The 3,651-nt window shown below is 32.5% G+C and carries 3 protein-coding genes; all 3 read right to left on the bottom strand.

What is annotated here, in order from left to right; all coding sequences use genetic code 11:
* Window positions 1-205: 205 nt before the first annotated feature.
* Window positions 206-2,068: a DNA topoisomerase IV subunit B gene (locus VLC96_RS07460; protein WP_325261801.1), complete on the bottom strand. Its 1,863-nt coding sequence runs from the start codon at window positions 2,066-2,068 to the stop codon at window positions 206-208.
* Between the two features lie 163 nt (window positions 2,069-2,231).
* Entirely contained in the window at window positions 2,232-2,624 is a 393-nt protein-coding gene (locus tag VLC96_RS07455) for a response regulator (RefSeq protein WP_325261799.1), read from the bottom strand.
* Window positions 2,625-2,639: 15 nt separating this feature from the next.
* Window positions 2,640-3,651 (bottom strand): sensor histidine kinase (locus VLC96_RS07450; RefSeq protein ID WP_325261797.1); only part of this gene is annotated, 1,012 nt, incomplete at its 5' end.

Here is a 3,651-nt window from a genome sequence, read left to right as displayed (position 1 = left end):
ACAATTCACTTTCAAACTCTCAAAAACAAACTTTAAATCTGATTTTTTTACTTTGCACAGTTAATTATTTAACCTTAACTTTTTCTATCGCTTGCTGATTGTTACTCCTTTTATAATTTTTGATGAATATGAATGTCATGGTAAAACTTAAAATGAAGGCAATCAGTGCGTATATTAATACTTTTTTATTAGGCATATTTTTTAATTATAATTCCTCAATTGTATCAACTTCTACCTTCAAGTTTTTGATAATAAAATCTTGTCGGTCTGGTGTATTTTTACCCATATAAAAAGACAACAATTGTTCTATCGAAGTATATTTGTCCATCATAATAGGATCTAGGCGGATGGTGTCTCCGATGAAGTTTTTGAACTCGTCTGGCGAAATCTCTCCAAGACCTTTAAATCGGGTGATTTCTGGTTTTGGTTTTAATTTTTCGATGGCTGCTTTTCGCTCTTCTTCAGAATAACAATAGATCGTTTCTTTCTTATTTCGAACTCTGAAAAGTGGCGTTTGTAAAATATACAAATGTCCTTCTTTGATTAATTCTGGAAAGAATTGCAAGAAAAATGTAATTAACAACAACCGAATATGCATTCCATCGACATCGGCATCGGTTGCAATTACGATATTGTTGTAACGCAATTTTTCTAAACCATCTTCAATATCAAGAGCCGCTTGCAGTAAGTTGAATTCTTCATTTTCGTACACAATTTTTTTGCTCATTCCGTAGGAGTTCAAAGGCTTACCACGTAAGCTGAAAACCGCTTGTGTATTGACATCACGAGATTTTGTGATCGACCCGGAAGCAGAATCTCCCTCGGTAATAAATAATGTACTTTCTAAGCTTTTAGGGTTTTTTGTATCTGGAAGATGTACTCTGCAATCTCTTAATTTTTTATTGTGAAGATTTGCTTTCTTGGCACGATCTGTCGCTAATTTTCGGATTCCGGATAATTCTTTACGTTCGCGTTCTGCTTGGAGAATTTTTCGCAATAAAGCATCAGCAGTTGCTGGGTTTTTATGCAAATAATTATCCAAATTTGTTTTCACAAAATCATTTACGAATGTACGAACAGAAGGCATTCCAGGTTCAGAACCAATTTCTGTAGAGCCTAATTTGGTCTTGGTTTGCGACTCAAAAACAGGTTCCATTACTTTGATGCTAATCGCACTAACAATAGATTTTCTGACGTCTGACGCTTCAAAAGCTTTGTTATAAAACTCACGTACCGTTTTTACAATAGCTTCCCGGTAAGCCGCTAAGTGCGTTCCTCCCTGAGTCGTGTTTTGACCATTTACGAAAGAATGGTATTCTTCGCTATATTGGGTTTTACTGTGCGTTAAAGCCATCTCTATATCATCGCCTTTAAGATGGATGATTGGATACTCTAAATCGTCAGCATTTATAGTTTCTTCTAATAAATCTTTAAGACCGTTTTCCGAATAATATTTTTCTCCATTAAAAATAATTGTCAAACCATTATTTAGATAACAATAGTTTTTGACCATTTTAATGATATATTCTAAACGGAATTTGTAGTTTTTGAAAATCGTTTCATCAGGTGTAAAAGTAACTTTCGTTCCTTTTCGTTTGGTTGTATCAATTACATCTTCTTCTAAAACTAAATTTCCTGCTGAAAACTCAGCTGCTTTTTGTTTTTCGTCACGAACAGATTCTACACGGAAATAATCAGACAAAGCGTTTACAGCTTTTGTTCCGACACCATTTAAACCAACGGATTTCTGGAAAGCTTTAGAATCATACTTTCCTCCAGTATTCATTTTTGAAACTACGTCAACAACTTTTCCAAGCGGAATTCCACGGCCATAATCGCGAACCGAAACCGTTTTGTCTTTAATAGTTACTTCGATGGTTTTACCTGCGCCCATCGCAAATTCGTCGATACAGTTATCGAGAACCTCTTTTACTAAAATATAAATACCATCATCTGGTGAAGAACCATCTCCCAGTTTTCCGATATACATTCCCGGACGCATGCGGATATGCTCTTTCCAGTCAAGTGAACGAATATTATCTTCGGTGTATTGGATTTTATCAGACATTTTGGAAATTTATCGATTTTGCGCTAATATAAGACTTCTCCATATATTTTAAAAGCGATAACATCCAAAGTTATCAAATGAGATTTGGTCAAAATATTCAAAAGACTTTAAATTAAGGTTTAAGACTTAATTGCTTTTCCTTTGAATTTAAATTTCTTTTTTATTAAAGACATTTCAGTGCTTCAAGTTTTTCTAATTTCATTGGTTTAACCAAATATTCTTTGACTACCGAATATTGTTTGGCGTGTTCTATATCATTTTGATCATTAGAAGAAGTTAACATTACTACTGCGCATTTTCCATCTATCACTAAAGGCAATTTGACAAATTCGTCCAAAAATCCAAAACCATTCATAATAGGCATTCCAATGTCAAGAAAAATCAAATCTGGAAATTCATCCATATTATCTTTTATGGAAATTAAATATTCAATTGCTTTAATACCTGAGTTTTTAATCGTTATCTTTTCCGCAATTTGACTTTTTTTAACGATGTGATTCGTTATATAAGTATCAATGTCATTGTCATCAATAAGTAAAATATGCTTCTTTTTCATTATTTTTTCTATTCATTAATTCATTGCAATTTGATTCATTGCAATTTGATTCGGAATTTCTATAGCAAAAACCGTTCCTTTTCCTAGTTCAGATTCTACATTAATTGTTCCTCCTAGTTTATCGACTGTTTCTTTGACTATATACAATCCGAGACCTGATCCTGTTGAAAGCATTGTTGCCCGATAAAACATATTAAAGATTTTTTCTTTGTCTTTATCAGCAATTCCTATTCCATTGTCTTCAAATCTAATCACTATACTTGCGCCTTTACTTGTAAAATGAACTTTGAGATATGATTTTTCTTTAGTTTTATCTCTATATTTAAATGCATTGGTAATTATATTATTTAAAATAACACTAATTCTTTTAGCATCACCAATAAATACTGTATTTGCACAAGTTGTTACCTGTACGTCAAAATCTTTAACACCTTCAACATACTGATAACTTTCCCTTATTTTGCCTATTAATTCTTCAAAATCTATTATATCCTTATCTATTTCCATTCGGGAATTTCTGGAATAACTCAATATATCGTCAATAAAATTATCGAGTTTCAATACACTGTTATTTAGCATTACCAGACAATCTATCAATTCTTCTTCTTGTGGGTTTGCAATTTCCTTTGTTATAGCAACAAGTCCCAAAATTGATTTAAGAGGAGCGCGTAAATCGTGAGAAGCACTGTAAACAAAACGATCTAATTCAGAATTTGCTTTTTGCAATTCGGCATTTGAGCGGAGCAGTTCTTCATCGGTTCTTTTACGTTCTGTAATATCCCTAATAATTTTGGAGAATCCAATTATGGTGCCATTCAAAACATCTTTAATTGGTGAAACAGCAAGCGAAACATCAATTATATTTCCTTTTTTGGTAACTCTCTTTGTTTCCAAATAGTCTATAGAACTTCCTTTTTTTATTGTATTTATGATTTCATTTTCATCATAATATTCATTTTCAGGAATAAGCATTGAAAAGTGTTTTCCAATTGCTTCTTCAGCAGTATAACCCAAAACGCGTTCTGCT

Source organism: Flavobacterium sp. (assembly GCF_035456085.1).
Lineage (GTDB): Bacteria > Bacteroidota > Bacteroidia > Flavobacteriales > Flavobacteriaceae > Flavobacterium.
This window is presented reverse-complemented; position numbering and strand designations above follow the sequence as displayed.

Bases quoted from the DNA above. Each gene is read 5' to 3' on its own strand.
- VLC96_RS07455 (WP_325261799.1), bottom strand. From the start codon at position 2,624: ATGAAAAAGAAGCATATTTTACTTATTGATGACAATGACATTGATACT.
- VLC96_RS07460 (WP_325261801.1), bottom strand. From the start codon at position 2,068: ATGTCTGATAAAATCCAATACACCGAAGATAATATTCGTTCACTTGAC.